Consider the following 22,934-nt stretch of genomic DNA (forward strand, 5'->3'; position numbering starts at 1 on the left):
CTTCCTTTATGTGTTCTCTGTTCGTTCGTTGCTCGGTCGGTCAACTCATCAATCGGGGCGCAGGCTGCGCAGCGCGGCCTCGAAGGCCTCCGTGCCACGGCGCAGGTCGGCGACGATGCGGCCCTGCGCCATGCACACGAGGCGGTCGGCCAACGCGGCTTCGCGGCGCAGGTGCGTGGCGATCAGCAGCGTGCGCGGGCCGGCCTGCTGCGCCAGGCGCTGCAGCACGTCGTGCGCGGTGGCGGCGTCGAGCGCCTCGGTCGGTTCGTCGAGCAGCCACAGCGGCACGGGCCGCAGCAGCAGCCGCGCGAGCGCGAGCCGGCGCGACTGCCCGCCCGAGAGGCCGAGGCCGCCTTCGCCCAGGCGCGTGTCGAGGCCGGTGGCCAGCGCGCGCACATCGGCGTCGAGGCCAGCGGCGTGCAGCACGGACCAGAGGCGCTCGTCGCTCGCTTGCGGATCGGCCAGGCGCAGGTTGTCGCGCAGGCTGTCCTGGAAGAGTTCGGTGCGCTGGGTCAGCAGGCAGGCCGGCTGCGCTTGCACCTGGCCGGCGCGTGGCGTGAGGTCGCCGGCAATCACGGAGAGCAGCGTGGACTTGCCCGCGCCGCTGGCGCCGATCAGCGCAACACGCTCGCCCGCGTTCAGGTGCAGCGACACGCCGCTGAGCACTTCGACGAGGCTGCCAGGATGCATGACGGTGAGCTGGTCGACCTGCACGGCCGCCGTCTGCGCGGTGCGAGAGGGGCGCGCGCCCTCTTCCACCGACGGGTCCAGCCGTGGTGCCAACCGGCGCACGGCCAGCCAGGTGCGCCCGGCATCGAGCGCGCCACGCCGCAGCGCCGCGAACGGTTCAGTGGCAGTGAGCGCGATCAGCAGTGCGAGCGCCGCGCCGGGTGCGCCGATGACGCCCTCGCTCACCAGCGCGCCGACAGCCAACAGCACGCCGACCAACGTCAGCGTGCCCGCGCTGCCGTAGGCGAAGCCGGCCGCGGCTTCGAGCTTGTTCAGTGCGAGATCGGCCTGCGCGAGGTGCGCGTCGGCATTCATCAGCGCGGCGCGCTGGGCGTCGAGCCGGCCCGCCATCGCGAGGTCCGCCTGGCCTGCGACCAGGTCGACGGCGCGCGCGCGCAGCGCTTCCACGGCATGCGCGCGCTGCCGGGCCGGCTGCCGCGCACGCCGTGCGATGAGGAACGCCAACCCCCAGCCGACGGCGCAGAGCCAGAGCGCGATCGCCGCGCCCATCCCCACATGCATGAAGCCGAGCACGATGCCCGCCAGCAGCGCCGCGCCGAGCGCCGCAGCAGCAGGCACGAACAGGCGCAGGTAGAGCGACTCGAGCGCGTCGATGTCGGACGTGAGGCGGAACAGCAGCCGCGCCGGCCGCATCAGCAGGTCGCGCGCGGCCTCGGGGCGTGCCCAGCCGCGGAACAACCGCACGCGCAGCTCGGCGAGCACGGCGAAGGTGGCGTCGTGCGTGACGAGCCGTTCGCCGTAGCGCGACCCGGTGCGCCCGAGCGCCAGCAGCCGGATGCCGGCCGACGGCATGAAGACATCGAAGGTGAAGGCGGTGGCCGCATGCAGGCCCGCGAGCGCGGTCGCGGTGATGAACCAGCCCGACAGGCCCAGCAGTGCCATGCCCACGAGCACGGTGACAGCGGCCAGCAGGCAGCCCAGCAGCAAGGCGCGCGGCTGGGTCGCGAGGAAGGGACGCAGCACGAGGCGCAGGTCGCGCCAGCGGGGGGAACGGGTCGCGTGATTGCTCATGCGGCCTTCTCCACCGGCGGCTCGGGGCCGAGGCTCACCGTGCGGTCCATGCGCGCGGCCAGCACCGGGTCGTGGGTCGAGACGATCAAGGTCCGGCCGCGGGCGAGCGCCACCAGTGCGTCGGCCACGCGCGCGGCGGTGGCGGTGTCCAGGTGGGCCGTGGGCTCGTCGGCCAGGATCAGGTCGGCATGCGGATGCACCGCGACGCGCGCCAGCGCCAGCCGCACGGCCTCGCCGCCCGACAGGCCGCTGCCGCCCTCGCCCAGCGCGGTGCCGGGATGGGCCTGCGCCACGTCGTCGAGCGCCGCGAAACGCATCGCCTCGGCCACCTCGGGCGTGCCGATGTCGGCACGGCCCAGCGCCACGTTGGCTTCGACCGATCCGGCGAAGACGTGGGGCTTCTGCCCCATCCACGCCGTGCGCTGGCGCAATGTGGCGGCCGTGTGTTCGGTGAGCGGCACACCGCCGATGGCGATCTCGCCGCGCGTGGCCGGCATCAGCCCGGCCAGCAGCGAGAGCAGCGCGGTCTTGCCCGATCCGCTCGGGCCGGCCAGCGCGATGTGCTCGCCGGCGCCGATGCGCAATTCATAGCCATCGAAGAGCGGCGTCGACTCGCCGGGCCAGGAGAAATGCAGCCCGTGGACCGTCACGGCCGGTGCGGCGCCCGCGCCGGCGGCACCGGTCGCTGCGCGCGTGACCGCGACACCCGCGCCGGGCAATGGCAGCGCGCCGCCTTGCAGGTCATCGAGCGCCTTCAGCGCCGCCTCGCCGGCCGCGCGGTCGTGCCAGACCGCCGACAGCTCGCGCAGCGGCTCGAAGAAGGCCGGCGCCAGCAACAGCACGAACAGGCCTTCGCCCAGGCTGAGCTGCTGGCCCCAGGCGCCGAAACCAAGTGAACCCAGCAGGTGGAAACCGATGTAGACCGCGACCAGCGCCACGCCCAGCGCGGAGAACAACTCCAGCACAGCGGACGACAGGAACGCGATGCGCAGCACCGCCATCGTGCGCTGGCGCAGCGACTGCGCGGAGGCGCCGAGCCGGTCGGCCGTGGCGTCGACCGCGTCGAGCGCGCGCAGCGTGGCCAGGCCGCGCAGGCGGTCGAGCAGGAAGGCGTTCATGCCGCCCATCTCGACCATCTGCGCCTCGCTGGCCGCCTTGGCGCGCCAGCCGACGATGGCCATGAAGATCGGAATCAGCGGCGCCGCCACCAGCAGCACCAGCGCCGCGGCCCACGAGAACCAGGCCACTGCGGCGAGCAGGAAGAGCGGCACCACCGTCGCGCGCCAGCGCGCGGGCTGGTAGCGCACGAGGTACGGCACCAGCGCCTCGGCCTGTTCGGCGAGCACGCTGGCCGCGAGACCGGAGGGCGCGCGTTCGCGGTCCAGCGGCGAACCGGCCGCCAATGCGGACGCGGTCTGCGCACGCAAGGCCGTCAACTGCGCCCTCGCGCGCCCGAAGGTGCGGCGCACGCCCCAGGCTTCGCAGCCCGCGCGCAGCAGGCCGAGCAAGAGGATGCCCACCGCCGGCCACAGCACGGCCGCCATGCCTTCACCGCTGGCCAGTCCCTGGACCGCCATCGCCAACAGCGCCGCCTGCGGCAGCCACGCGAGCGCCGCGACGCCTTGCACCACGCTGCCGATGTCGGGCGACGTGAAAGCCTTCAACGGCGATCGTGGCGGCGATGGTTCTGTCATTCCTTGATTTTGTGTATTTTCAGTATTTACTGAAAGATTCACAATCATACACAACAGGGGCAGTTCGCGCAGACTGCCCGCTCTGAAGCCCGAAGGCAACAGATTTGCAAAGGAATGGGAAGAAAAAGGGCCGCACCGCAGCGGGTGCGGCGCCTTTCAGTACGACACGATGAGGCCGCTGACGAGCAATGCGGCAAAAAGTGTGCAGACGCTGCGCAGCGACGCCGGCCGGGCTTCGACCCCGCGGTACAGCAGCACCGCCGCGCCCACCGACAGGCCGAAGGTCGCGATCATGCCCAGCAGGTCGACCCACGGCCCGTGCGGCCCCAGGCCCGCCACCAGCGCGTTCACGGCGAGCAGCACCGGGAAATGGATCAGGAACAGCGAGTACGAAATGCGCCCCAGCTGCTGCAGCGGCACGGCCGCCGCGGGCCAGTGGGCGGGCGACAGCCACCGCTGGCGCTGTGCCACCGCGATCAGCAGCGCAGTCACCAGCGCGATGGCGATGCGGCTGCGCCAGTCGATGGCGAGCGCACCCGCCCCCACCAGCGCCAGCAGCGCGACGGCGCTGCACCAGGTGCTGGTGCGCGTGGCGCGGCCGACCCAGAAGGCCAGCATGCCGAGCCCGTAGGCGCCGAAGAAATAGAACGCCGTTTCGTCCAGCCGCGCCTGCCGGTTGAACAGTGCGAGCGACGCCACGGCCACGATGAACACCAGCGCCACCGGCGCCCAGCGCGCGGCCGAAGTGGGTTGTCGCAGCACGGCGGGCAGCCCGACCAGTGCGAGCGCCAGCGCGAAGAGCTGGAAGTCGATCGCCACGTACCAGACACCGGTCGACAACGACTCGTAGTTCAGCAGATCCTGCAGCAGCAGCCCGTGCGCCAGCAGCTGACCGAGGCTCGGCTCGGCCGGCACCACCTCCTCACCCAGCCATGGCCGCGCCACCTCGGCCACCAGCACGCAGACCGTGAGCGCCGCCAGGTACGGCATGACCAGCCGGCCATAGCGCTGGAAGATCCGCGAGAGCGGCCGGTCCACGCGCAGCACGCCGTCGGGCGCGAGGCTCGCCGTGGCCAGAAAGCCGGCGATCACGAGAAAGACCTGCACCGCGAGCCGGCCGTCGTTCGCCAGCCAGCCGAAGAAATCGGGCGCCAGCACCTGCGCGCCGGCCGGCATCGGGCCGTAGCGCGCGAGGTGGTGCCCGACGATCAACGCACAGGCCAGGCCCTTGACCACGTCGAGCAGCGGCATGCGCCCCTGCCGCGCGGGCACAACCCCGCCGCCACCGCTCGCAGCGGAGGTCGATGCCGGTGCGTGCGAACCGTTCAAAGTGCCAATCGCTGTCGTGCTTCCTGGTATTCGCGCTTGAGCTTCTCGATGAAGGCGCCTGCGCTCGCCACTTCGGTGATCGCGCCGATGCCCTGGCCCGAGCCCCAGATGTCTTTCCAGGCCTTGGCCTTGCTGCCTTCGCCGCCGCCGAAGTTCATGGTCGTCACGTCGCCTTCGGGCAGGTTGGCCGGGTCCATGCCGGCCTTGACGATGCTGGGCGCCAGGTAGTTGCCGTGCACGCCGGTGAACAGGCTCGAGTAGACGATGTCGTCCGAGTTGCCGTCCACGATGGCCTGCTTGTACTCCTCGCTCGCGCGCGCTTCTTCGGTCGCGATGAAGGCGGTGCCGATGTAAGCAAAGTCGGCGCCCATGGCCTGCGCCGCGAGCACCGCACCGCCGGAGGCGATGGAGCCCGACAGCGCGATCGGGCCGTCGAACCACTGGCGGATTTCCTGCACCAGCGCGAACGGGCTCTTCACGCCTGCGTGGCCGCCGGCACCGGCCGCCACGGCGATGATGCCGTCGGCGCCCTTCTCGATCGCCTTCTGCGCGAACTTGTTGTTGATGATGTCGTGCAAGGTCACGCCGCCGTAGCTGTGCACCGCGTCGTTCACGTCGGTGCGCGCGCCCAGCGAGGTGATCACGATCGGCACCTTGTACTTCACGACCATCTCCATGTCGTGCTCCAGGCGGTCGTTGCTCTTGTGCACGATCTGGTTGATGGCGAAGGGCGCGGCCGGCTTGTCCGGGTTGGCCTTGTTGTAGGCCGCCAGCTCCTCGGTGATCTCGATCAACCACTCTTCGAGCTGGGCGGCCGGGCGGGCGTTGAGCGCCGGCATCGAGCCGACCACGCCGGCCTTGCATTGCGCGATCACGAGCTTGGGGTTGCTGATGATGAACAGCGGCGAGCCGATGATCGGCAGCGGGAGGTTCGCGAGAACAGAAGGCAGCTTGGACATGTCGTCTCCGGGAAGGGGTTCGGTTTTATAAGAGCAAGGGGCCGCTGCCGCCCGTCAGATCGGCGACAGCGGCGTGCGCGTCAGAACGCTTCGAGCGCCAGCGCCGTGACGCTCTCGGCGCCTTCGACGATGCTGTCGCGGATGCCCGGCACCTTGTTCAGGATGTGCTCGGCGTAGAAGCGCGCGGTGGCGATCTTGGCTTGCATGAAGGCGACGTCGACGTTGTGCGAGGCCTGGTCCTGCGCCACGATCAGCGAGCGCGCCAACTGCCAGCCGGCCACCAGGTTGCCCGCGAGCATGAGGTACGGCACGCTGCCCGAGAACACGGCGTTCGGCGAAGCCTTGGTCTGGCCGGCAACGAAATCGACCACGTCGATGAACGCCAGGCGCGCGGCGGTCAGGCGCTTGAGGACGGCAGCAGCTGCAGCGCTGTCGCTCTTGGCGAGCTCGGCCTCGGTCTTCTCGATCTGCGCGGCGATCGCCTTGGCGGTCTGGCCGCCGTCGCGTGCGGTCTTGCGGCCCACGAGGTCGTTGGCCTGGATCGCGGTGGTGCCTTCGTAGATCGTGAGGATCTTCGCGTCGCGGTAGTACTGCGCTGCGCCGGTCTCCTCGATGAAGCCCATGCCGCCGTGCACCTGCACGCCCAGCGAGGTCACTTCGAGGCTCATCTCGGTGCTGTAGCCCTTCACGAGTGGCACCATGAATTCGTAGAAGGCCTGGTTCTGCTTGCGCGCGTCGGCGTCGGGATGGTGGTGCGCGGCGTCGTAGGCGGCGGCGGCCACCGAGGCCATCGCGCGGCAACCTTCGGTGTAGGCACGCATCGTCATCAGCATGCGCTTCACGTCCGGGTGGTGAATGATGGGTGCGCTGGCGTTGATCGAGCCATCGACCGGGCGGCTCTGCACGCGGTCCTTGGCGTAGGCGACGGCGTGCTGGTAGGCGCGCTCGGCGATCGCGATGCCCTGCATGCCCACGGCGTAGCGGGCCGAGTTCATCATGATGAACATGTACTCGAGGCCGCGGTTTTCCTGGCCCACGAGGTAACCCACCGCGCCGCCGTGGTCGCCGTACTGCAGCACGGCGGTCGGCGAGGCCTTGATGCCCATCTTGTGCTCGATGCTCACGCAGTGCACGTCGTTGCGCGCACCGAGCGAACCGTCGGCGTTGACCATGAACTTCGGCACCACGAACAGGCTGATGCCCTTCACGCCCTCGGGCGCTCCGGTCACGCGGGCCAGCACGAGGTGCACGATGTTCTCGGCCATGTCGTGCTCACCGTAGGTGATGAAGATCTTGGTGCCGAACACCTTGTAGGTGCCGTCGGGCTGCGGCTCGGCGCGGCTGCGCACCATGGCCAGGTCGCTGCCGGCCTGCGGCTCGGTGAGGTTCATCGTGCCGGTCCACTGGCCGCTCACGAGCTTCTCGAGGTACACGGCCTTGAGCTCGTCGGAGCCGGCGGTGAGCAGCGCCTCGATGGCGCCGTCGCTCAGCAGCGGGCACAGCGCGAAGCTCATGTTGGCCGAGTTGAGCATTTCGCCGCAGGCCGCACCGATGGTCTTGGGCAGGCCCTGGCCGCCGAAGTCCGCCGGATGCTGAAGGCCCTGCCAGCCGCCCGACACGTACTGCGCGAAGGCGTCCTTGAAGCCCTTGCTGGTGGTGACTTCGCCGTCCTTGAACGACGAGGGGTTGCGGTCGCCTTCGACGTTCAGCGGCGCCACCACGTCCTGGTTGAAGCGCGCGCACTCTTCGAGCACGGCCTGTGCGGTTTCGAGGCCGGCGTCTTCAAAGCCGGGCAGCTTGGCGATCTCGCCGATGTTGGCCAGGTGTTCGATGTCGAACAGCATGTCCTTGAGGGGGGCGGTGTAGCTCATGTCTTCTCTCCAGGGGCCGCGGTGGGGGGCGGCAGATGTAAAAAAGGCATCGCGAACGATGCCTTCTGGCTCAATGCGTTGAAGCGATCAGAGCGCCTTCACGAGTTCCGGCACAGCCGTGAACAGGTCGGCCACGAGGCCGTAGTCGGCCACCGAGAAGATCGGCGCTTCTTCGTCCTTGTTGATCGCGACGATGACCTTCGAGTCCTTCATGCCGGCCAAGTGCTGGATCGCGCCCGAGATGCCCGCAGCGATGTACAGCTGCGGCGCGACGATCTTGCCGGTCTGGCCCACTTGCCAGTCGTTCGGCGCGTAGCCTGCGTCGACGGCGGCGCGGCTGGCGCCCAGGCCGGCGTTGAGCTTGTCGGCCAGCGGCGTCATCACTTCGTTGAACTTCTCGGCGCTGCCGAGAGCCCGGCCACCGGAGACGATGATCTTGGCGGCCGTCAGTTCGGGGCGGTCGCTCTTCGTGACTTCACGGCCCACGAAGGCGCTCTTGCCGCTGTCGGCGACGCCTTCAGCCGTTTCAACGCTCGCGCTGCCACCGGTGGCGGCTGCGGCGTCGAAGCCGGTCGTGCGAACCGTGATCACCTTGGTGGCGTCGGTGCTCTGCACGGTGGCGATGGCGTTGCCGGCGTAGATCGGGCGCTCGAACGTATCCGGGCTGACAACCAAAGTGATGTCGCTGATCTGCGCCACGTCCAGCTTGGCGGCCACGCGCGGTGCGACGTTCTTGCCGTTGGCGGTCGAGGGGAACAGGATGTGGCTGTAGTTGCCGGCGATCGCCAGCACTTGTGCGGCGACGTTCTCGGCGAGGTTCTCGGCCAGCGATGCGCTGTCGGCAGCGATCACCTTGGACACGCCGGCGATCTGCGCGGCAGCCTTGGCAGCTTCTGCTGCGTTGGCACCGGCCACGAGGATGTGGACGTCGCCACCGCAAGCCAGGGCTGCAGTTACGGTGTTGAGGGTGGCCGGCTTGATGCTGGCGTGGTCGTGTTCGGCAATGACGAGTGCGGTCATGTTCGTTTCTTCCTCAGATCACTTTGGCTTCGTTCTTGAGCTTGTCCACCAGGGTGGCAACGTCGGGCACCTTGATGCCGGCGCCACGCTTCGGGGGCTCGCTGACCTTGAGGGTCTTCAGGCGGGGCTTCACGTCCACACCCAGGTCTTCCGGCTTGAAGGTGTCCAGCTGCTTCTTCTTGGCCTTCATGATGTTGGGCAGCGTCACATAGCGCGGCTCGTTCAGGCGCAGGTCGGTCGTGATGACCGCAGGCAGCGTGAGCGTCAGGGTTTCCATGCCGCCGTCGACTTCGCGTGCGACGGTGACCTTGTCGGCTGCCAGGTCGACCTTCGAGGCGAAGGTGGCTTGCGGCAGGTCGGCCAGTGCAGCCAGCATCTGGCCCGTTTGATTGGCGTCGTCATCGATGGCTTGCTTGCCCAGGATGATCAGCTGGGGCTGTTCCTTGTCGACCAGCGCCTTGAGCAGCTTGGCCACGGCCAGCGGTTGCAGCTCTTCAGCGGCCTCGACCAGGATGCCGCGGTCCGCGCCGATGGCCATCGCGGTGCGCAGGGTTTCCTGGCACTTGGCATCACCGCACGAGACGGCGATCACTTCCGTGACCAGGCCCTTTTCCTTCAGCCGAACCGCCTCTTCGACAGCGATCTCGTCGAAGGGGTTCATGCTCATCTTGACGTTGGCAATGTCCACCCCGGTGCCGTCGCTCTTGACGCGCACCTTCACGTTGTAATCGACGACCCGTTTGACAGGCACAAGAACCTTCATTGACTTGACTCCATTGGATTGCAAAAAGGGGGGCTTCGAGAGCAGCCTGCCATTTTAGGACGCCGGCCTTGGCTGCCTCTCCATTCTTCTTGTCGGCCTCGAGGGCCATAAAAAAGAACGATCGTGCTTTTCCGTGATTATAAAACAGCGGGAGGCGCTGCGGCCACTCCCGCCGGCAAAGATTCCACTCGCAGCACCCGCTGCGGATAGGGAATGTCAATGCGGGCGGCGCGCAGCCCTTCGAGGATGGCGATGTTGATGGCCGAGCGCACGTTGTCCTTGCCCTTGTCAGGGTCAGCGACCCAGAAGTTCAGGCTGAACTCCAGGCCGTCGGGCGCGAAGGTGACGAGGTAGGCGATGGGCGCCGGATCGGTCATGACGCGCGGCTGGGCCTTGGCGGCGTCGCACAGGATGCCCTGCACCTGCGCCACGTCGCTCTCGTAGCCGACCACGATGTTGGTCGTGATGTTGAACTTGCGGTCGGCCAGCGACAGGTTTTCGACACGGCCGGTGATGAGCGACTCGTTCGGCACGATCGCCTCGCGCCCGTTGCCCGCGCGGATGAGCGTGTAGCGCGTCTTGATGTCGGTGATGCGGCCTTCGAAGGTGTCGACCTTCACGTTGTCGCCGATGCGGATCGAGCGCTCCAGCAGAATCACGAAACCGCTCACGTAGTTGGCCGCCAGCTTCTGCAGGCCGAAGCCCAGGCCCACGCCCAGCGCGCCGCCCAGCACCGACAGCGCCGTGAGGTCGACCCCCACCGCCGACAGCGCGAACAAGAGGCCGATCAGCAGCAGGAAGGCACGCACCGCGTTCGACGCCACCTTGCGCATCGACAGGTCGCTCACGGCCTCGCGCAGGATGCGCTTCTCGATGGTGCTGGAGATCCACAGCGCGATCATCAGCACCAGCCCGGCCGACAACGCGCCCTGGATGATGGTCTGCAGGCTCACGCGGGTCTTGCCGAAGGCCAGCGTGATGTCGTCCAGTTCGGCCAGCACCGGCGGCAGCAGCCCGACGATCCACAGCACGGCGGCGATCCAGGCCAGCCACGAGATGGTGCGCTCGATCAGCCGCACCAGGCTGGAGGTGGGGAACACGGCCCGCAGCACCCGCGCGACCAGGCGGATGACCGCCAGCGACAGGAACACCGGCACGGCGATGCGCAGCACCAGCACCACCGGCAGCAGGTCGAGCGCCAGGCGACGCGCAATGCCGGTGAGCACCAGCGCAAGCAACGGGAACAGCAGGCCGTCGAAGGTGCGCTCGCCGAACCAGATCGAATCCTTGGGCTGGTCGCGCCCGAACCATTTGCATACCGCCCATGCCACGGCCACGCAGGTCACGAGCACGGTGAGTTCGATGCCCAGGCCGTGCGCGTCGACCTGTCGCAGGCGCTGGAGGAAGTCGTCGAAATTGAAATTCATCGATGAAAGAAACAGGACGCCCCGCGGGCGCCAACCGGGTTACAGGTCCGCCAGCACGCGGATGTGCGCTTCCACGCTGCGCGCCAGGGCGTCCAGGTGGTAGCCGCCCTCGAGCAGCGAGACGATGCGCCCGCGCGCGTGGCGCTTGGCGACATCGCGCACGCGGCCGGTGATCCAGGCGAAGTCGTTTTCGTTGAGGCCGAGCTGGCCCAGCTCGTCCTCGCGGTGGGCGTCGAAACCGGCGCTGATGAACACCATCTGCGGCTTGAAGGCCTCGAGCCGGGGCATCCAGATCGCCTCGACCAGCTCGCGCACGTCCATGCCCTTGGTGTAGGCCGGGATCGGCAGGTTCAGCATGTTCGAGGCCGGGTGCTCGGTGCCGCTGTACGGATAGAACGGATGCTGGAAGAACCCGACCATCAGCACGCGCGGATCGTTCGACAAGATGTTCTCGGTGCCGTTGCCGTGGTGCACGTCGAAATCGACGATGGCCACGCGGTCCAGGCCATGCACCTCGAGCGCGTGCCGCGCGGCAATGGCCACGTTGTTGAAGAAGCAAAAGCCCATGGCCTGCTCGCGGCAGGCATGGTGGCCCGGCGGGCGCACGGGGCAGAAAGCGTTCTCGACTTCGCCGGCCATCACGGCATCGGTGGCCGCCACGGCGGCGCCCGCGGCGCGGCGCGCGGCCAGCAGGGTGAAGCGGGTGAGCACGGTATCGGGGTCGACCTGCGCATGGTCGGGGCCGCCGGCGGGCGCATCGGCCACGAGGCGCTGCTGCAGCTCCTCGAGGTGTTCGACATGCGCGTGGCTGTGGGCCCGGGTGATCTGTTCCAGCGTGGCCAGGGGCACCTCGCCCCGCGCCAGCGCGTCGCCGACGCCGGTCAACAGCAGCCGGTCTTCGATGGCATCCAGCCGCTCGGGGCATTCGGGATGCCCGTTGCCCATGTCGTGCTTCCAGAAGTCGCGATGCGTGAAGTAGCCTGTCTTGCCCATCTCTCGCCGTGTCTCGTGTCGTCGCGTCTAGACCTCACGCAGCATGGGGCCGCAAGGTCTTACGGTATCGTTTGCATATGGATACAAATATGGACGTTGCTGCGAAGCTAGCCACTTTGCTGAGTCAGCTTAACACGGTGATTGTTGGCAAAGAGGCCCAGGTGCGCGACTGCGTGGCCTGTCTGCTGGCGGGCGGGCACCTGCTGATCGAGGACGTGCCGGGGGTCGGCAAGACCACCCTGGCCCATGCGCTCTCGCACACCTTCGGCCTGCAGTTCTCGCGCGTGCAGTTCACGGCCGACCTGATGCCGGGCGACCTGTCGGGCGTGGCGATCTACGACCGGGGCCAGCAGGCCTTCGTGTTCCACCCCGGGCCGATCTTCGCGCAGGTGCTGCTGGCCGACGAGATCAACCGCGCCAGCCCCAAGACCCAGAGCGCGCTGCTCGAGGCGATGGAAGAAAAGCAGGTCACGGTCGAGGGTGAGACCCGCCCCCTGCCCTCGCCCTTCTTCGTGATCGCCACGCAGAACCCGCAGGACCAGCTCGGCACCTTCGCGCTGCCCGAGTCGCAGCTCGACCGCTTCCTGATGCGCATCTCGCTGGGCTACCCAGACCGCGCGGCCGAGCGCCAGCTGCTGGCCGGTGCCGACCGCCGCGAGATGCTCGCCGGCCTGCCCGCGATGCTGACCGCCGGCGAGCTCACCGCCCTGCAGCAGCGCGTGCAGCAGGTGCATGCGGCCGAGCCGCTGCTGAACTACCTGCAGGACCTGATCGCCGCGACCCGCTCGGGCCGCTGGTTCCTGCAGGGCCTGTCGCCGCGCGCGGGCATCGCCGTGCTGCGCGCCGCCAAGGCGCAGGCGCTGCTGGCCAACCGCAACTACGTCGCGCCCGACGACGTGCAGGCCGTGCTGCCGCAGACCATCGCGCACCGCCTCACGCCGGTGGGCGACGCCGGCCGCGGCGCCGTCGAACAGGTGCGCGCCATGATCGCCGAGGTGCCGCTGCCGTGAGCCCTGTCGGCGTCCTGCGCTCGCGCATCGACGGCTGGTTCCTCTCGCGCCGGGCCCCGTCGGACACGCTCGAGCTCACCCAGCGCAACGTCTACATCGTGCCCACGCGCGCCGGCTGGACGCTGGCGGCCACGCTGCTGGTGCTGCTGGTGGCGTCGATCAACTACCAGCTCAACCTGGGCTACCTGCTGACCTTCCTGCTGGCCGGCAGCGTCGCGGTGGGCATGCATGTGTGCCACGCCACGCTGCGCGGGCTGGCGCTGCGCATGGTGCCGCCCGAGGCGCAGTTCGCGGGCGCCGCGGCGGTGCTGCGCGTGGTGCTGCACAACGAACGGCGCAGCGTGCGCTACGGCATCGGCATGGCCGTGCGCGGCAGCGGCCAGTGGGCCTGGACCGACGTGCCCGCCGAAGGCACGGCCACGGTGGAGATCGCCTTCCAGCCCGAGCGGCGCGGCCTGCACCCGGTGCCGCCGCTGACGGCCGAGACGCGTTTTCCGCTCGGCACCTTCCGCGTGTGGACGGTCTGGCGCCCGGCCGCGCAGCTGCTCGTGTACCCGACGCCCGAAGCCCATCCGCCGCCGCTGCCGCCGGGCGAACCCCTGTCCGGCCCAGCCGCCGCGTCGGCCGCGATGCGGGCGCAGAACGCCGGCGAGTACGACGGCGTGCGCGCCTACCGGCGCGGCGATCCGCTCAAGCTCGTGGTCTGGAAGAAGGCCGCCCGCGCGCAGGCCAACGGCTCCGAAGACCTCGTGAGCCGCGACACGCAGCACACGCAGCGCGAAGAGCTCTGGCTCGACGCGCACGCCGCCGCGCTGCCCGACATCGAGGCCCGCCTGTCACGCCTGTGCGCCTGGGTGCTGATGGCCGACCGGCTGGGCGTGGACTACGGCGTGCGCGTCGCCGGCCGCACGGTGAAACCGTCGCAGGGCGAGGCGCACCGGCGCGCCTGCCTCGAGGCGCTGGCGCTGTGCGCATGAACGAGGTCGCCGCATGAATCGGGTCGTACGCGAACTCACCGCGCTGCCGAGGGACGCACGGGACACGCTGTTCCTGCTGTGCGTCATCGGCCTCATCCTGCTGCCGCAGGTGAACGAGCTGCCCTGGTGGTGCTCGGCCATCACTGCCATGGTGCTGCTGTGGCGCGCCTCGCTGGCAGTGCAGGCGCGCCCGCTGCCCAGCAAGTGGTGGCGCATCGCGCTGCTGGCGCTGGCGCTGGCCGGCACCTACGCCACCCACCGCACGCTGCTGGGCCGCGACGCGGGCGTCACGCTGGTCGTGTGCCTGCTGGCGCTCAAGACGCTGGAGCTGCGCGCGCGGCGCGACGCCTTCGTGGTCTTCTTCCTGGGCTTCTTCGCGATGCTCACGAACTTCTTCTATTCGCAGTCGCTGCTCACCGCCTTCACCATGCTGCTGGCGCTGCTGGGCCTGCTGACGGCGCTGGTCAACGCCCACATGCCCGTGGGCCGGCCGCCGTTGATGCAGGCTGCGCGTTTGGCCGGCTGGATGGCACTGGCGGGCGCGCCCGTGATGCTCGCCCTGTTCCTGTTGTTCCCGCGCTTCGCGCCGCTGTGGGGCACGCCCGGCGACGCCATGGCCGGGCGCACCGGCCTGTCGAACACGATGCGGGTCGGCACCATCGCCGAGCTGGCGCTCGACGGGAGCATCGCGGCGCGCATCAAGTTCGACGACAACCGCGCGCCGCCGCAAAGCCAGCTGTACTTCCGCGGCCCCGTGCTGGCGCAGTTCGACGGCCGCGAGTGGACCGCGCTGCCGACCTGGGCGCGCAGCGGGCAGGCGATGCCGAACCTGCGCACGCGCGGCGAGCCGGTGCGCTACGAGGTCACGCTCGAAGCCAGCCAGCGCCCGTGGCTGCTCACGCTCGACGCCGCGCCACGTGCGCCCGAGGTGCCCGGCTACGAGGTCACCGGCACACCCGACCTGCAGTGGTTCGTGAACCGGCCGATCATGGACCTCGTGCGCTACCGCGCCGAGAGCCATCCACAGTTCCAGAGCGGCCCGATCGTGCGCACCGGTGGCCGGCTCCAGCCCTACCTGGTGCTGCCGCCCGGCAGCAACCCGCGCACCGCCGCCCTCGCCGCCCAGATGCGTGCCGACCCCGCGCTGGCCGGCGCCGATGCCAACGCCTTCGTGCAGGCCGCCTTGCAACGCCTGCGCACCGGCGGCTACACCTACACGTTGGAGCCCGGCGTGTATGGCAACGAGACCGCCGACGAGTTCTGGTTCGACCGCAAGGAAGGCTTCTGCGAACACATCGCCTCGGCCTTCGTGGTGCTGATGCGCAACCTGCAGATCCCGGCGCGCATCGTCACCGGCTACCAGGGCGGCGAGCTCAACAACGTCGACAACTACTGGGTGGTGCGCCAGAGCGACGCCCACGCCTGGGCCGAGGTGTGGCAAGAGGGCGCGGGCTGGGTGCGCGTCGACCCGACCGGCTCGGTCGCGCCGGGGCGCATCGGGCAGTTCCAGCGCCTCACGCCGCAGCCCGGACTGTTCGCAGGCGCCATCGGCGTCATGAGCCCGACGCTGGTGCAGAACCTGCGCGCCGCCTGGGAGGCCGTGAACAACGGCTGGAACCAGTGGGTGCTCAACTACACGCAGAGCCGCCAGCTCGACCTGCTCAAGACCCTCGGCTTCAACGCCCCGAGCCTGGAAGACCTGGGCTACGTGCTGCTGTACCTGCTGGTGGCCGCGAGCCTGGCCGGCGCCGGCTGGACGCTGTGGGAGCGCAGCCGGCACGACCCGTGGCTGCGCCTGCTGGGCCGGGCCCGCGCGCGCCTGGCCAAGGCCGGCCTGCCGCTGCCCGAGACAGCGCCGCCGCGCCAGATGGCCCAGGCCGCCGATGCCCGCTTCGGGCCCGCCGCGCAAGCCGTGCGCGACTGGCTGCTGAAGCTCGAAGCCCAGCGCTACGCACCCGCCGCATCCGGCCCATCGGCCTCGCTCGCCGCGCTGCGCGCCGAGTTCCGCCGGCTGCCCTGGCCGCCCACGCCGCCGCGCGCCTGACGCGCGGCTGCAACCACATGTGTCCCCCGAAAGTGCGCATGCGCACGGGCGGCACAATCGTGCCCATGTCACACGCCTTTCCCACGCCCTTGCGCGCCGCAGTGGCCGCCACCGCCCTCCTCGCCGCCTGCGTCGCCTGGCCCACGGGCGCCCTGGCCCAGAAGCCCCAGGCCAATGGCCGCCCCGCCGTCACGCCGGTGCGCGGCAGCACCCCCTACGCCACGCGCGACGACGCCATGGCGTTCGCCGACGACGTCGCCCAGCGCCGCAACCTCGACCGCGACTGGGTGCGCGCCACCATCGGTGCCGCGCGCTTCCTGCCCAACGTGCCGCGCCTGATGCTGCCGGGCCCGGTCGGCACGGTGAAGAACTGGCAGACCTACCGCAGCCGCTTCATCGACCCGGTGCGCATCGCGGCCGGCGTGCGCTTCTGGCGCGCCAACGCCGAGACGCTCGCGCGCGCCGAGGCCACCTACGGCGTGCCGCCGGAGATCATCGTCGGCATCGTCGGCGTCGAGACCATCTACGGCCGCAACATGGGCAACTTCCGCGTGATCGATGCGCTGGCCACGCTGTCCTTCGACTTCCCGCAGGGCCACCCACGCGCGGCCGAGCGCATCGCCTTCTTCCGCGGCGAACTCGAGAGCTTCCTGAGCACCGAAAGCCGCACCGCCGACGACCCGCTCACACCCGTGGGCAGCTACGCCGGCGCCATGGGCATGCCGCAGTTCATGCCCAGCAGCATCGCCAAGTACGCGGTCGACTTCGACGGCGACGGCCGCATCGACCTCGTGAACAACCCGGTCGACGTGATCGGCTCGGTGGCGAGCTACTTCAAGGGCTTCGGCTGGACGCCGGGCATGCCGTCGATCTATCCGGTGCACTTCGAGGAAGCGCGCCTGAAGAAGGCGCTGCTGCTGGCGCCCGACATCCTGCCGACCTTCAGTGCCGACAGCTTCGTGGCCGCGGGCGCCGTGCCCGAGGGCGAGGGCCTGAAGCACAAGGGTCTGCTGGCGCTCATCGAGCTGCAGAACGGCCTCGACGCGCCGCCGACCTATGTCGCGGGCACGCGCAACTTCTACGTGATCACGCGCTACAACTGGAGCAGCTACTACGCGATGTCGGTGCTCGACCTCGGCCAGGAGGTCAAGGCCGCGATGGAGCAATAACCGCGATGACACCGCAGGCGCTGCACGCGAATTGGACCGCCGCCTGGCAGGCGCTGGGCGTGGCCGCGCCCGACGACGCATTGCGGCTCGAACTGCAACGCCGCTACGGCGAGCCGCAGCGCCACTACCACACGATGCAGCACCTGGGCGAATGCCTCGCGTGGTTCGACCGGGAACAGGCGCTGGCCGAACGCCCCGGCGAAGTCGCGCTGGCGCTGTGGTTCCACGATGCGATCTACGACGTGCATGCGCATGACAACGAGGCGCGCAGCGCCGATTGGGCGCGGCAGGCGATGCAGGCCGCCTGTGCCAGCGATGCGTCGGCCGAGCGCGTCCACGCGCTCGTCATGGCCACGCGCCACGACGCCGTGCCGGAGGGCCGCGACGCGGAGCTGCTGATCGACATCGACCTGTCGATCCTCGGCGCCGAGCGTGCGCGCTTCGACGAATACGAGCGCCAGGTGCATGCGGAATACGGTTTCGTTCCCGAGGAGATTCGCCTGCCGCGCCGGCGCGCGATCCTCCAGCGCTTTCTAGCTCGCCCGGCGATCTATGCCACGCCGCGCATGCACGCACTGCTCGAAGCGCGGGCGCGCGAGAACCTTCAGCGTTCGATCGCCGCCTGATCGGTCGGCACCAGCCGCCACCATTCGGAGCGCGGCGGCACGTCGCCGAACGTCTCCTCCACCACCCCGAACAACAGCCCGTCACGCCCCGCACCGAGCTGCGACAGCGCCAGCGGCCGCGCGAGATCGCGGCACAGCATGAAGCTCGCATCGCCCTGCCAGTCGAGGCTGCGGCCGACCTCGGCCAGCATCAGCGCGGGCTGGCCCTGCATGAAGGTGAAGGGCATCGGCAGGCCCGCGTCGAGCTGCGCCAGCCCCGCGCGCGTGGCCTCCCACGCGCCGCGCCGGCTGGTCACGCGCAGGCGCGCGCCCGCCGGCAGCGCGGCTTCGCCGGCCGCGTCGAGGCAACGCAGCGCGCCGTACATCGCCAGCTCGGTCCACAGGCCGACGCGGCGCGGCCGGCGGCCCAGGCGGGTCGCCAGCGCGTCGCGCCAGTCGTCGGGCGGCGGATGCGCCACGACATGGGCGACGGTGCGCCAGGGGGTTGCAGCGTGGCTCATGCGGCGTTGCAATCCTTGAGCACCAGCGACGCATGCCCGCCGCCGAAGCCCACCACGTTGAGCAGGATGTGGCGCAGCCGTGCCGGCGGCCTGTCGCTCAGCGCGATGCCCAGCGTCTCGTCCAGCGCGTAGCCGACCGACGGCCAGGCGCCGCCTTCGATGCAGCCGACCAGCAGAGCCAGCTCCGCCGCCCCGGCCGCGCCGAGCGTGTGGCCGATCGCCGACTTGAGCGACACCAGCGGCGGCAGCGGCGCGAACACCTGCCGCAGCGCCTCGACCTCGATCGCGTCGTTGACCGGGCTGCCGGCGGCCTGCACCTTGATGAGGTCGATGTCCGCGGGCTGCAGGCCGCTGCGCGCCAGCGTGTCGCGGCACATCGCGCGCACCGCGCTCGCCTCGGTGCCCGAGGGGTTGCGGCCGTCGACCACGTTGGCGCCGCCCAGCAGCGCCCAGCGCGCGGGTTGCGATCCGAGCCGCAGCGCCGCCACCGCTTCGCCGAGCACCAGCCCCTGGCGCCCCGCGCCGAAGGGCCGTGCGCTGTCGGGCGCCAGCAGCTGCATCGCGCCGAAGCCGGCCACGGTGAAGCGGTTGTCGAGTTCGGCGCCGATCACCAGCGCCTCGCGCGCCTCGCCCGCGCGCACCATGTCGGCCGCCGCCAGCATCGCGTTGAGCGCCGAGGTGCAGGCGGTCGAGACGGTGAAGACCGGGCCTTGCCAGTCGAGCGCGGCGGCGGCGATGTCGGCGAAATCCTGCAGGTCGCCGCTGAGCCGCGCGTCGTGCTGCGCATGTTCCATGGCCCCGATGTCGAGCGACGACGAGGCCACGAACAGAGGCCCCTGCCGGTCCAGCCCCTCGCCGGTCTGCGCGACCACGCGGCGCACCGTGTGCTGCACGCGCTGCGCCCAGTCACCGGGCGGCACCGCCAGCGTGTAGACCGGCCACTGCAGGCCGTCAGCCACGGTCACCGGCGTGGGCGGCACACCACCGCGCCGCAATGCCGCGAGCGCCGACGGCACATCGTCGCCGAGCACGCAGGCCAGGCCCATGCCGGCCAGGTACACAGGACTCATGCCTTGCCCGCTTGCGCCAGGTGCTCCGCCAGGTGCGCGATGGAGGTCATGGCGCGGCGCGTGTCCTTGCTGTCAGGCATGCGCAGGCCGAAGTGCTGCTGGATCGCCATCGACACCTGCAGCGCGTCGAGCGAGTCGAGGTCCAGGCGCGCCTCGGGGCCGAACAGCGGCTCGTCGTCGCCGAGGCCGCCGGGCGGCGCGTCTTTTTCGACAGCCTCGAGCACGAGGGCCTTGAGGCGGGCGATGAATTCAGGAGAAGAAACGGTGCTCGTCACGGTGCGCGCCTGCGAAACAGAAAGACAGCCACGAAGAACATGAGGGCCGCGAACGCCACCAGCCGGCCGACCTGCGGCAGCACCTCGGCCACGCCGCCGCCGCGCAGCAGCACGGTGAGCAACGCTTCGAGCCCCCAGTTCATGGGAGAGATTTCGACCATGCGCTGCATGAAGCCCGGCATGACGAACTTGGGAACCATGATGCCGCCCGCCGCCGCCATCAGCACATTCACCATCGGCCCGAGCGTGGCGGCCTGCGCATGGCTCTTCACCAGGCAGGCCACCGCCAGCGACAGGCTCACCGCCGCCAGGCTCACGGCCGCCAGCGACAGCAGCAGGCCGCCCCAGTGGATGCCCACGAGCGAGAGCGCATCGCCGCCGATCAGCGGCATGAACCAGATGCCCGCCGCCAGCATCAGCAGCGCCTGCAGCGCGTTCACGCCGAGATACGGCAAGGCCTTGGAAGCGAGCAGCATCGAACGCGACACGCCCAGGCTCTGCAGTCGGCCGAGCGCGCCCGAGCCGCGCTCCTGCACGAACAGGCTGGACAGCGAGGCCACCACGAAGAACATGCCGAACACCAGCCAGGCCGGCACGTTCTGCTGCACCGACGTGGGCCGCGGGCCGGCGGTGGCGAAGCGCTCGGCCTGCACCATCGCCTGGATGGACGCATCGGGCGCGGGGCTGGCCGTGCCGGGCACCGCCAGCGCGAGCCGCGCCTTGAGTTCGCCCGAAGCGCCGATGAGTTCGGCGCGCAGCGCGTTGAACAGGTTGGCGTCGATGCCGGGTTCGGCCAGCAGGCGGATGTGGGCGCGCGTGGAGAGCGCGGCCGATTCCAGTTCGTCCGACAGGCCGGGTTCCAGCACGATCACGTACTTGAGCGTGCCGCTGCGCAACCGCGCCTGCCAGTCGCTGCCCAGCGGCTGCGGTGCGCCGTGGCTGCGCTGCCAGATCTGCAGCAGCCATTTGGCGGGCGTGCCGCTGTCGCGCGCATCAACCGCGTAGCTCAGCTCGGCCAGCGGCGGGCGGTAGATGTCCTTCAACGTGAGCGACATCAGCACGATGAACACCATCGGCATCACGAACAGCACGGCCAGCCCGTGCATGTCGCGCACGAGGGCCAGCAGTTCCTTCTTGATGAGCGCAAAGAGCATGGCGTTCGGTCAGTCGCGCAGCGAACGGTGCGTGAGCGCCATGAAGAGCTGCTCGAGGTCGTGCCGGCCGAACTCGGCCTGGCGCACCTCGATGCCCTCGGCTTCGAGCGCGGCCAGCACGGGGCCGGGGCCGGTGCCTAGGTTCAGGTGGATGCGCCAGTGCGCCGCGCCCTGCTCCACCGTGCCGAAGCGCGAGAGCCTCTGCGCGTCGAGCCCGTCGGCGGCCAGGGTCAGCAGCATCGCGCTTTGCGACAGCAGCGCGTCGAGCGGGCCTTCGCGCAGCACGCGGCCCTGGTCGAGGATGGCCACGCGGTCGGCGATGGCCTCGATCTCTTCCATGTAGTGCGAGGCGTAGATCACCGCCGCGCCGGCCTGCGCCAGGCTCTTGATCGCATCGAGGATGAAGGCGCGCGACTGCGGATCGACACCCACCGTCGGCTCGTCGAACAGCATCAGCTCGGGTTCGGGCAGCAAGGCGATCGCGAGGTTGAGCCGGCGCTTCAGGCCGCCCGAGAGCCGCTCGGCACGCACGCCCGCGAACTGTTCGAGCTGCGCGAACTGCGTGCAGGTGTCGATGCGCGCCTTCTTGCGCGCACCCGAAAGTCTGCTAGCCGCGGCGAAGCAGGCCAGGTTCTCGGCCACGGTGAGCATCGGATAGAAGGCCTGGTCCTGCGGCGCCACGGCGATGCGCGTGGGCGCCTTGGCGCGCACCTGCTGCAGCGGCTGGCCGTCGATGCGGATGTCGCCCGACTGCACCGCGAGCGCGCCCGACAGGTGCGAGATCAGCGTGGTCTTGCCGGCGCCGTTCGGCCCCAGCAGGCCCAGCACGCAACCGCGCGGCACGGCGAGCGACACGTCGGCCAGCGCGGCCTTGTCAGCGTGCGGGTAGCGGTAGCCGAGCTGGTGAAGCTCGAGCATCAGGCGACGGCGGCCTTGAGGTCGCGGAAGAAGGTTTCCTCTTGCTGCGCCTGCTCGCGCAGCTTGCCGGCGAGCGCCACCGGATCGACCGGCTCGCGCCCTTTCACCATGCGCGCCGCCTTGAGCGCGAACGCGCGCCAGCCGTCGCCGATGGCGATCAGGCGTTCGGACATCTGCGTGAGCTGCGGCTTGTCGAGCAGCTGCGCGGCCTCCTGCAGGAAGCCCGCGTAGATGAAGCGAAAGCCCGCCCCGCCCGTGCCGATTTCTTCCTGCATGCGCACCAGGTGGCCGATGAAGTCGACGCTGCGCGGATCGCTGGGCGACAGCTTCTGCATGCGCTTGGCCAGCGTGCGCATGCCGCGCACGCCGACGATGGGAATGGGCGCGAGCATGTTGCGCACAGTCTTGCGGATGGCCTGGGTCACCGAGGCGGCGTCGACCGCCTTGCGCTCGATGGCCTGCGGGTAGTACATGAGGCCCTTGGGCGCCAGCACGCCCTTGGCGAAGCGCGCGCGCGACAGGTCTTCGCTCGCGCAGCGCACGGGCTCCTCGAACACGGGGTCGCTGATCAGGTAGTCGTCGCCGTCCTTGCCGTAGACCAGCAGGTTGTGCGCGTTGAAGTGAAAGCGCATGTTGGGCGGAAAGTACGGCAGCCAGTAGACCGAGGTCTGCAGGCCCACGAGCTGGCCGTCGGCCAGCAGCGCGTCCAGCCGCTGCTGCCCCGCTTGCGGGCTGCGGAAGGTCTCGAAGCGAAAGCGCGCGGCCATCGGTGCCAAAAGGCCCTTGATGATGGCCTTGGGCGGCATGCGGTACGAGATGAGCGGCAGGCCCGACAGCTTGATGAACGGCAGGTAGGCGAACGACAGCGCCGACGACAACCCCAGCGCCATCGCCTCGCTCATCGGCGCGCCGTGGTGGCGCATGAGGCTGGAGATGACGCCGCTTTCGCAGTGCGCCGCCTGTTGGTGTTGGAAGTTCACGGCAGGCCTTGCAGGGTGGAAACGGGCAGCCCCAGCGCCTGGCCGTAGCGGGCGAGCTGGGCCGGCGACAGCGCGGCGAAATGGCGCGGCTGCAGGTGGCGGCGCACGCGCCACTGCCAGAAGCCGCTGGTCTGCGAGAGCAGTGCCACGTCCATGCGGCGCTCGTACATCCAGTACTCGAGCGGCGAAGCCAGCCCGGCCTTCACGCGCGCCTTGGCCTCCTGCGCCTGCTCGATGAGCACATCGACCGCGTGGCTGGTGACGATCTCTTCCGCCTCCCAGCCCTTCGAGGTGGTGGTGACGACGCGGCCTTGCGCGTCGCGGGCGTACATCAGCTTGGAATGGCCGGCGAGGGTCGCGTTGCCCTCCTGTGGCACGGCATCGAGGTCCATGG

Annotated in this window: 21 protein-coding genes; 5 read left to right on the forward strand and 16 right to left on the reverse strand. The window is 70.0% G+C overall.

What is annotated here, in order from left to right:
* Positions 1-48 precede the first annotated feature (48 nt).
* The 9 genes from cydC to AC1RLW_RS08085 form a co-directional block, all read right to left on the reverse strand.
* Positions 49-1,761 (reverse strand): thiol reductant ABC exporter subunit CydC, encoded by a 1,713-nt coding sequence (cydC, locus tag AC1RLW_RS08045; RefSeq protein ID WP_493192699.1) that lies wholly within the window; start codon positions 1,759-1,761, stop codon positions 49-51.
* Positions 1,758-3,455, reverse strand: a complete 1,698-nt coding sequence (cydD, locus tag AC1RLW_RS08050; RefSeq protein WP_493192700.1) for a thiol reductant ABC exporter subunit CydD — start codon at positions 3,453-3,455, stop codon at positions 1,758-1,760. Before cydD ends, cydC begins: the two co-directional genes overlap by 4 nt.
* 156 nt (positions 3,456-3,611) lie before the next feature.
* On the reverse strand, positions 3,612-4,706 hold the full coding sequence (locus AC1RLW_RS08055; RefSeq protein WP_493192701.1) for an acyltransferase family protein: 1,095 nt from the start codon (positions 4,704-4,706) through the stop codon (positions 3,612-3,614).
* A 74-nt stretch (positions 4,707-4,780) separates the two neighbouring features.
* Positions 4,781-5,743 carry an NAD(P)H-dependent flavin oxidoreductase gene (locus tag AC1RLW_RS08060; protein WP_062482679.1) on the reverse strand — a complete coding sequence of 321 codons (963 nt, stop codon included), beginning with the start codon at positions 5,741-5,743 and terminating at the stop codon, positions 4,781-4,783.
* Positions 5,744-5,823: 80 nt separating this feature from the next.
* Positions 5,824-7,614 (reverse strand): acyl-CoA dehydrogenase, encoded by a 1,791-nt coding sequence (locus AC1RLW_RS08065; RefSeq protein WP_062482680.1) that lies wholly within the window; start codon positions 7,612-7,614, stop codon positions 5,824-5,826.
* 87 nt (positions 7,615-7,701) lie between these two features.
* Positions 7,702-8,634, reverse strand: a complete 933-nt coding sequence (locus AC1RLW_RS08070; protein ID WP_493192702.1) for an electron transfer flavoprotein subunit alpha/FixB family protein — start codon at positions 8,632-8,634, stop codon at positions 7,702-7,704.
* A gap of 13 nt (positions 8,635-8,647) precedes the next feature.
* On the reverse strand, positions 8,648-9,397 hold the full coding sequence (locus tag AC1RLW_RS08075; RefSeq protein WP_493192703.1) for an electron transfer flavoprotein subunit beta/FixA family protein: 750 nt from the start codon (positions 9,395-9,397) through the stop codon (positions 8,648-8,650).
* A 137-nt stretch (positions 9,398-9,534) separates the two neighbouring features.
* Positions 9,535-10,824 carry a mechanosensitive ion channel family protein gene (locus AC1RLW_RS08080; protein ID WP_493192704.1) on the reverse strand — a complete coding sequence of 430 codons (1,290 nt, stop codon included), beginning with the start codon at positions 10,822-10,824 and terminating at the stop codon, positions 9,535-9,537.
* Between the two features lie 39 nt (positions 10,825-10,863).
* Positions 10,864-11,817 (reverse strand): histone deacetylase family protein, encoded by a 954-nt coding sequence (locus AC1RLW_RS08085; protein ID WP_056583365.1) that lies wholly within the window; start codon positions 11,815-11,817, stop codon positions 10,864-10,866.
* 89 nt (positions 11,818-11,906) lie between these two features.
* Between AC1RLW_RS08085 and AC1RLW_RS08090 the strand changes: the two genes are divergently transcribed.
* The 5 genes from AC1RLW_RS08090 to AC1RLW_RS08110 all read left to right on the forward strand — a co-directional run bounded on the left by AC1RLW_RS08090 (position 11,907) and on the right by AC1RLW_RS08110 (position 17,643).
* Positions 11,907-12,827 carry an AAA family ATPase gene (locus AC1RLW_RS08090; RefSeq protein WP_062482262.1) on the forward strand — a complete coding sequence of 307 codons (921 nt, stop codon included), beginning with the start codon at positions 11,907-11,909 and terminating at the stop codon, positions 12,825-12,827.
* Positions 12,824-13,804, forward strand: coding sequence for a DUF58 domain-containing protein (locus AC1RLW_RS08095; RefSeq protein WP_493192705.1), 981 nt, complete (start codon positions 12,824-12,826; stop codon positions 13,802-13,804). Before AC1RLW_RS08090 ends, AC1RLW_RS08095 begins: the two co-directional genes overlap by 4 nt.
* A gap of 13 nt (positions 13,805-13,817) precedes the next feature.
* Positions 13,818-15,848, forward strand: coding sequence for a transglutaminase TgpA family protein (locus AC1RLW_RS08100; protein WP_493192706.1), 2,031 nt, complete (start codon positions 13,818-13,820; stop codon positions 15,846-15,848).
* 65 nt (positions 15,849-15,913) lie between these two features.
* Complete coding sequence (mltB, locus tag AC1RLW_RS08105; RefSeq protein ID WP_062482271.1) at positions 15,914-17,017, forward strand: lytic murein transglycosylase B; 1,104 nt, start codon at positions 15,914-15,916, stop codon at positions 17,015-17,017.
* A 5-nt stretch (positions 17,018-17,022) separates the two neighbouring features.
* Positions 17,023-17,643, forward strand: coding sequence for an HD domain-containing protein (locus AC1RLW_RS08110; RefSeq protein ID WP_493192707.1), 621 nt, complete (start codon positions 17,023-17,025; stop codon positions 17,641-17,643).
* Here AC1RLW_RS08110 and AC1RLW_RS08115 read toward each other — a convergent pair.
* Genes AC1RLW_RS08115 through AC1RLW_RS08145 form a run of 7 tightly spaced genes read right to left on the reverse strand, consistent with a single transcriptional unit; the run spans position 17,622 to position 22,932 of the window.
* Entirely contained in the window at positions 17,622-18,143 is a 522-nt protein-coding gene (locus tag AC1RLW_RS08115) for a hypothetical protein (protein ID WP_493192708.1), read from the reverse strand. The two genes, AC1RLW_RS08110 and AC1RLW_RS08115, sit on opposite strands and share 22 nt — an antisense overlap.
* Positions 18,140-19,213 carry a beta-ketoacyl synthase N-terminal-like domain-containing protein gene (locus AC1RLW_RS08120; protein ID WP_493192709.1) on the reverse strand — a complete coding sequence of 358 codons (1,074 nt, stop codon included), beginning with the start codon at positions 19,211-19,213 and terminating at the stop codon, positions 18,140-18,142. Before AC1RLW_RS08120 ends, AC1RLW_RS08115 begins: the two co-directional genes overlap by 4 nt.
* Positions 19,210-19,488 (reverse strand): acyl carrier protein, encoded by a 279-nt coding sequence (locus AC1RLW_RS08125; RefSeq protein WP_062476711.1) that lies wholly within the window; start codon positions 19,486-19,488, stop codon positions 19,210-19,212. Before AC1RLW_RS08125 ends, AC1RLW_RS08120 begins: the two co-directional genes overlap by 4 nt.
* Positions 19,485-20,642 carry an ABC transporter permease gene (locus tag AC1RLW_RS08130; RefSeq protein ID WP_493192710.1) on the reverse strand — a complete coding sequence of 386 codons (1,158 nt, stop codon included), beginning with the start codon at positions 20,640-20,642 and terminating at the stop codon, positions 19,485-19,487. The genes AC1RLW_RS08125 and AC1RLW_RS08130 overlap by 4 nt, the downstream gene beginning before the upstream one ends.
* 9 nt (positions 20,643-20,651) lie before the next feature.
* Entirely contained in the window at positions 20,652-21,560 is a 909-nt protein-coding gene (locus tag AC1RLW_RS08135) for an ABC transporter ATP-binding protein (RefSeq protein WP_493192711.1), read from the reverse strand.
* Positions 21,560-22,540, reverse strand: coding sequence for a BtrH-related acyltransferase DarH (gene darH / locus AC1RLW_RS08140; protein WP_062476720.1), 981 nt, complete (start codon positions 22,538-22,540; stop codon positions 21,560-21,562). The genes AC1RLW_RS08135 and darH overlap by 1 nt, the downstream gene beginning before the upstream one ends.
* Positions 22,537-22,932: a DarG family dialkylresorcinol biosynthesis protein gene (locus tag AC1RLW_RS08145; protein WP_095947356.1), complete on the reverse strand. Its 396-nt coding sequence runs from the start codon at positions 22,930-22,932 to the stop codon at positions 22,537-22,539. Before AC1RLW_RS08145 ends, darH begins: the two co-directional genes overlap by 4 nt.
* Positions 22,933-22,934 lie beyond the last annotated feature (2 nt).

The organism is Variovorax sp. GW822-FHT04A09 (assembly GCF_058801005.1).

What these genes read in the sequence shown, in the direction of transcription:
- cydC (WP_493192699.1), bottom strand. Translation starts at nt 1,761, where the DNA reads ATGAGCAATCACGCGACCCGTTCCCCCCGCTGGCGCGACCTGCGCCTC.
- AC1RLW_RS08110 (WP_493192707.1), top strand. Translation starts at nt 17,023, where the DNA reads ATGACACCGCAGGCGCTGCACGCGAATTGGACCGCCGCCTGGCAGGCG.
- AC1RLW_RS08070 (WP_493192702.1), bottom strand. Translation starts at nt 8,634, where the DNA reads ATGACCGCACTCGTCATTGCCGAACACGACCACGCCAGCATCAAGCCG.
- AC1RLW_RS08090 (WP_062482262.1), top strand. Translation starts at nt 11,907, where the DNA reads ATGGACGTTGCTGCGAAGCTAGCCACTTTGCTGAGTCAGCTTAACACG.
- AC1RLW_RS08115 (WP_493192708.1), bottom strand. Translation starts at nt 18,143, where the DNA reads ATGAGCCACGCTGCAACCCCCTGGCGCACCGTCGCCCATGTCGTGGCG.
- AC1RLW_RS08120 (WP_493192709.1), bottom strand. Translation starts at nt 19,213, where the DNA reads ATGAGTCCTGTGTACCTGGCCGGCATGGGCCTGGCCTGCGTGCTCGGC.
- cydD (WP_493192700.1), bottom strand. Translation starts at nt 3,455, where the DNA reads ATGACAGAACCATCGCCGCCACGATCGCCGTTGAAGGCTTTCACGTCG.
- AC1RLW_RS08130 (WP_493192710.1), bottom strand. Translation starts at nt 20,642, where the DNA reads ATGCTCTTTGCGCTCATCAAGAAGGAACTGCTGGCCCTCGTGCGCGAC.
- mltB (WP_062482271.1), top strand. Translation starts at nt 15,914, where the DNA reads ATGTCACACGCCTTTCCCACGCCCTTGCGCGCCGCAGTGGCCGCCACC.
- AC1RLW_RS08145 (WP_095947356.1), bottom strand. Translation starts at nt 22,932, where the DNA reads ATGGACCTCGATGCCGTGCCACAGGAGGGCAACGCGACCCTCGCCGGC.
- AC1RLW_RS08060 (WP_062482679.1), bottom strand. Translation starts at nt 5,743, where the DNA reads ATGTCCAAGCTGCCTTCTGTTCTCGCGAACCTCCCGCTGCCGATCATC.
- AC1RLW_RS08065 (WP_062482680.1), bottom strand. Translation starts at nt 7,614, where the DNA reads ATGAGCTACACCGCCCCCCTCAAGGACATGCTGTTCGACATCGAACAC.
- AC1RLW_RS08085 (WP_056583365.1), bottom strand. Translation starts at nt 11,817, where the DNA reads ATGGGCAAGACAGGCTACTTCACGCATCGCGACTTCTGGAAGCACGAC.
- AC1RLW_RS08075 (WP_493192703.1), bottom strand. Translation starts at nt 9,397, where the DNA reads ATGAAGGTTCTTGTGCCTGTCAAACGGGTCGTCGATTACAACGTGAAG.
- AC1RLW_RS08135 (WP_493192711.1), bottom strand. Translation starts at nt 21,560, where the DNA reads ATGCTCGAGCTTCACCAGCTCGGCTACCGCTACCCGCACGCTGACAAG.
- AC1RLW_RS08080 (WP_493192704.1), bottom strand. Translation starts at nt 10,824, where the DNA reads ATGAATTTCAATTTCGACGACTTCCTCCAGCGCCTGCGACAGGTCGAC.
- AC1RLW_RS08055 (WP_493192701.1), bottom strand. Translation starts at nt 4,706, where the DNA reads ATGCCGCTGCTCGACGTGGTCAAGGGCCTGGCCTGTGCGTTGATCGTC.
- AC1RLW_RS08100 (WP_493192706.1), top strand. Translation starts at nt 13,818, where the DNA reads ATGAATCGGGTCGTACGCGAACTCACCGCGCTGCCGAGGGACGCACGG.